Below are 4,136 nucleotides of genomic sequence, written 5' to 3'. Positions count from 1 at the left end.
CGGTATCGTTAATCAAATTCTCGATATGTTTGTTCCGCGCAACATTATAAAATCAATCGTTAATATGGAAATGATTCCGCTCATTGTATTCTCATTGTTATTCGGAACTGCGCTGACAAAAATTGCGGAAGAAAAACGGCAAGCGATGATTCAATGGCTCGATGCATTTACCGAAGCAATGATTTCCATCGTCGCCTTTGCAATGAAACTCGCTCCCATTGCAGTGTTTTGTTTAATCTTTTCCGTAACCGCGCGATTCGGAATTGACCTTTTACAAAAACTTGGAATTTATGTTTTTCTTATTCTCTTCGGTTATGCAATCGTGCTGTTTGTTTTTTATCCGTTGCTTTTGAAATTGCTGACAAAACAAAACCCGATTCAATTTCTTTCCAAAGCATCGCCGATTATGATTACGGCATTTTCTCTATCTTCAAGTAACGGAACATTGCCGACAACCATTCGCGTTTCGGAAAGCGCACTCGGTATTTCTCCAAAGATTGCGTCATTTGTGTTGCCGTTAGGAGCAACAATGAATATGAACGGAACTGCATTATTTGAAGGCGCAGTCGTTTTGTTTATTGCACAAGTATTCGGAATTGACCTTTCAATCAGTCAGCAAATTCTGATTGTTGCGTTGTGTGTAATTTCTTCTATCGGTGTTGCAGGAGTTCCGGGCGGTTCGCTTCCTCTCTTGATGATTGTAATGGCGCAAGTCGGTGTCCCTCCCGATGGCATTGCAATTATTCTCGGTGTTGATAGATTACTCGATATGGGAAGAACCGTCGTGAACGTTATGGGAGATGTGGTTTGCTCTGCGTATATCAATGAAGTGGAGATGGAGGAGTAGAAATTCTTTCCTCACCTCTCCTTTATAAAATTCCCCATTCGCAGTTCTGCAAAAGCATTGCGTAATTCTTCCTGCGTATTCATCACAATTGGTCCGCCCCACGCAATCGGTTCGTTCAGCGGTTCGCCGGAAACGAGAAGAAAACGAATTCCATTTTCTCCCGCGCGCACCGTTACTTCATCGCCATTATCAAACGAAACAAGAGAACGATTTTTTGCCCACGCGAGCGATTCACTTCCATCGAGTTCTGTTTTTTCCGTGAGCACAGATTTCTGTTCGGATGCATCAGAAAAATTTCCGCTTCCATCAAACACGTACGCAAACGCATTGCGTGTTGTTTCCACGTTCAATGTTTTTCTTTTTCCTGCCGGAACAAACACATCCAAGTATTGCGGTTCAGCGGCAATTCCTTCCACTGGTCCTTTCTTTCCCCAAAATTCGCCGATGATAATACGCACGCTTGCTCCATCGTCATCAGTTACAACAGGAATTTCTTTCGCGCTTACATCTTGGTAACGCGGCGAAGTCATCTTCATTGACTTGGGAAGGTTTGCCCACAACTGAAATCCGTGCATTTGTCCTTGCGCATTTCCTTTCGGCATTTCTTGATGAAGAATTCCGCTTCCCGCCGTCATCCATTGCACATCACCAGCGCCAAGCGTTCCTTTGTTTCCCAAACTATCTTGATGTGTAACATCGCCCGCGAGAACGTAGGTAATCGTTTCAATGCCACGATGAGGATGCCACGGAAAACCTGCGAGATAATCTTTTGGATTTTCATTGCGGAAATCATCGAACAGCAAAAATGGGTCAAACTCATTCGGTTCGTTAAAACCAATTGCGCGTTGAAGATGAACTCCTGCGCCTTCAATTGCTGCTCGTGCTTGAATTATTTTTTTAACTGGACGAATAGACATTAGAAATTTTAGATTTAAAATTTTGGATTTTAATTTAGTTGCCTACTGAACGTTTTTTTATCATACCGCCTTTTGTGTCTTTTACATTACTCATAACGATAAAAGCGTTCTGGTCAATTTTTTGAATTTCGGTATTTAATTTATTCAATTCGAGGCGCGTTACTACTGTGTACACGATGTCAATATCGTTTTGCACTCCTCGTTTTCCGACGCCGCGTTGCCCTTTGTAAATCGTAACGCCGCGCCCGATGTTGTTCACAATCATTTCACGAATTTCTTCATTATCCACAGAAACAATGGTAACGCCGACATATTCATCAATTCCTTCCACAATAAAATCAAGTGTTTTCGATGCAGAAAGATACGTAATCATAGAATACAATGCGGCTTCCACCGAAAGAAAATACGCGGCAGCAGAGAAAACCAGTACGTTCACCGCAATAATAACATCACCGATGGTCGAACCAAATTTTTTGCTGAGAAAAATTGCAAGCACTTCCGTTCCATCAATCACTGCTCCGCCACGAACTGCTAATCCAATTCCTGCTCCGAGAAAAAATCCTCCGAACACTGCTACTAATAATTTTTCTTGAGTTACTTCGGGAAACGAAAACACTGCTACACTCAATGCAAGTCCTGTAATTGCCAACGCAGTTTTAATTGCAAATTGCAACCCTACAACGCGATATCCAAGAAAAACAAAGGGAATGTTTATGGTGAGAAGTAAAACATAGAGCGGAAGCGAAGTAAGTTCTGTAATCAATAAAGAAATGCCCGTCACTCCACCGTCAATAAATTCGTTTGGTAAAAGAAATCCTTCGAGCCCAAATGTTGCAGAAAGAATACCGAAAAGAATAAGGATGAAATCCTTTATCCACCGTACAGTGGTGATTTTCAATTCGCGAAATTTTTTTGCTGTGCGGTACTGCGAATACTGTTCTATCGGTGTTGTTTTATTGCGAAGAACGGTTCTTGCAATAATGTTAGTCCAAAGTGGATTCATCGCAATTACTGTATTGTTCCAAACTTTTTATTCTTCGCAGTCATTTTCAAAAAATAATTCAAGCGCGATTGATACGTTTTTGGTTACTTTGTTGCGGCAATCCAACCAACGCGAATACGCTGATACGATTCGGGAAAGTTTTGAAAATTTTTCCACGTTATTTTGTCTTTTTTCAATGCATCAATAATTTCGTTCGGAAAAGAAAATTTCTTCAATTTCTTTTTTGTAACCGATTCTTTTTCCTTTCCGTCAAGATGATGTTCGATGCTTTCCAAACCAAACTTCGTCATCTTTTTCGCTTTGATAAGATTACGAATGCGTTCTTTATTCAATTCCGAAAGAACGCTGTTTTTTCTTCGAGGCGAATAGCGTTGTGCAAAACATAATTCATCAATCGGTTTGAGCGTGCTGTCAATCCAACCGAAACACAATGCTTCTTCCACCGCATCACTATAAGCAACACGAGGTTTGCCGCTGTTCTTTTTGTAATACACCAACCAAATTTCTTTTTTCGATTTGTGATGTTTTGAAAGCCACGCTCGCCATTCTTTGCGATTTTTTGCGTAATACTTTTCGGTAATTTCCATTATTCTTTTTTCTTTACTCGTTTCTTCGTTGCTTCTGCATTAGTGCATAGAAAACATATTTCATATTACTTAACCCACACAAAAGTTATACCCAAATTCGATACGCGTAAATCATTATCATACGATGAACCACACGTTTGTAAGATGTTCTGAATATCTGAATGAAAGATGCTTGCATTTTCTCCAGCAATAACTGCAAGATATTCATTTCGATGTTTAAACAACCAATGTCGTACTATATTTTTCAACGTTCCGCCTCTCCCCTTGCTTCCGTAACCGTGTATAATTTTCAGAACACGAAGCGTTTCGGAGTTTCTCACTTTTCGAATTTCCGTTTGTATAATTATTTCCGCATCATCGGAGGTAACAGGAGGATGAGCAATGTCAAGGGTGAAGATGTAGTTTTTCACTTTCCGCTAAACAACTTCATTACCGTTTCATCAAGTTCTTTTTCCAACAGTGTCATTTTTTCTTCTTCGCCTTTTGCTTTGAGTTGATGCAACATTAGTGAAAGTTCCGAGAGTTTTTGATGAACTTTATTTTTCTCTTCAAACTTTGGAATTCCAATATGTTGCATCACTGATGGCGTACCAAAACCACGACCGGCGGAAGAATACGATTTTATAAACTCGCGCATTGAGAGAATTAGTGGGAACGGTTAATTGAGTTGGATTATTTTCTTTAATAAAAACAGGAAGAATATACTTCATTTTCTCTTTCAAATAAACTCCTTTTCCTCGTCTTTTTTTTGTATTTTTTTGCCGAAAAAATCATTGAGAAAC

General features: G+C 39.8%; 6 protein-coding genes. 1 reads left to right on the top strand and 5 read right to left on the bottom strand.

What is annotated here, in order from left to right:
• A partial coding sequence (locus tag FJ218_11010; protein MBM4167429.1) for a dicarboxylate/amino acid:cation symporter occupies positions 1-847 on the top strand: 847 nt, incomplete at its 5' end.
• Positions 848-858: 11 nt separating this feature from the next.
• Here FJ218_11010 and FJ218_11005 read toward each other — a convergent pair.
• The 5 genes from FJ218_11005 to FJ218_10985 form a co-directional block, all read right to left on the bottom strand.
• Positions 859-1,764 (bottom strand): pirin family protein, encoded by a 906-nt coding sequence (locus tag FJ218_11005; GenBank protein ID MBM4167428.1) that lies wholly within the window; start codon positions 1,762-1,764, stop codon positions 859-861.
• Between the two features lie 34 nt (positions 1,765-1,798).
• Positions 1,799-2,767, bottom strand: a complete 969-nt coding sequence (locus FJ218_11000; GenBank protein MBM4167427.1) for a YitT family protein — start codon at positions 2,765-2,767, stop codon at positions 1,799-1,801.
• 83 nt (positions 2,768-2,850) lie between these two features.
• Positions 2,851-3,354 carry a hypothetical protein gene (locus FJ218_10995; protein ID MBM4167426.1) on the bottom strand — a complete coding sequence of 168 codons (504 nt, stop codon included), beginning with the start codon at positions 3,352-3,354 and terminating at the stop codon, positions 2,851-2,853.
• 65 nt (positions 3,355-3,419) lie between these two features.
• Positions 3,420-3,764: a hypothetical protein gene (locus FJ218_10990; protein ID MBM4167425.1), complete on the bottom strand. Its 345-nt coding sequence runs from the start codon at positions 3,762-3,764 to the stop codon at positions 3,420-3,422.
• Positions 3,761-3,991, bottom strand: a complete 231-nt coding sequence (locus FJ218_10985; protein ID MBM4167424.1) for a hypothetical protein — start codon at positions 3,989-3,991, stop codon at positions 3,761-3,763. The genes FJ218_10990 and FJ218_10985 overlap by 4 nt, the downstream gene beginning before the upstream one ends.
• Positions 3,992-4,136 lie beyond the last annotated feature (145 nt).

The organism is Ignavibacteria bacterium (assembly GCA_016873775.1).
GTDB lineage: Bacteria > Bacteroidota > Ignavibacteria > UBA10030 > F1-140-MAGs086 > JAGXRH01.
Note: the sequence above shows the minus strand (reverse complement) of the source record. Positions and strands in the feature narration are given on the sequence as shown.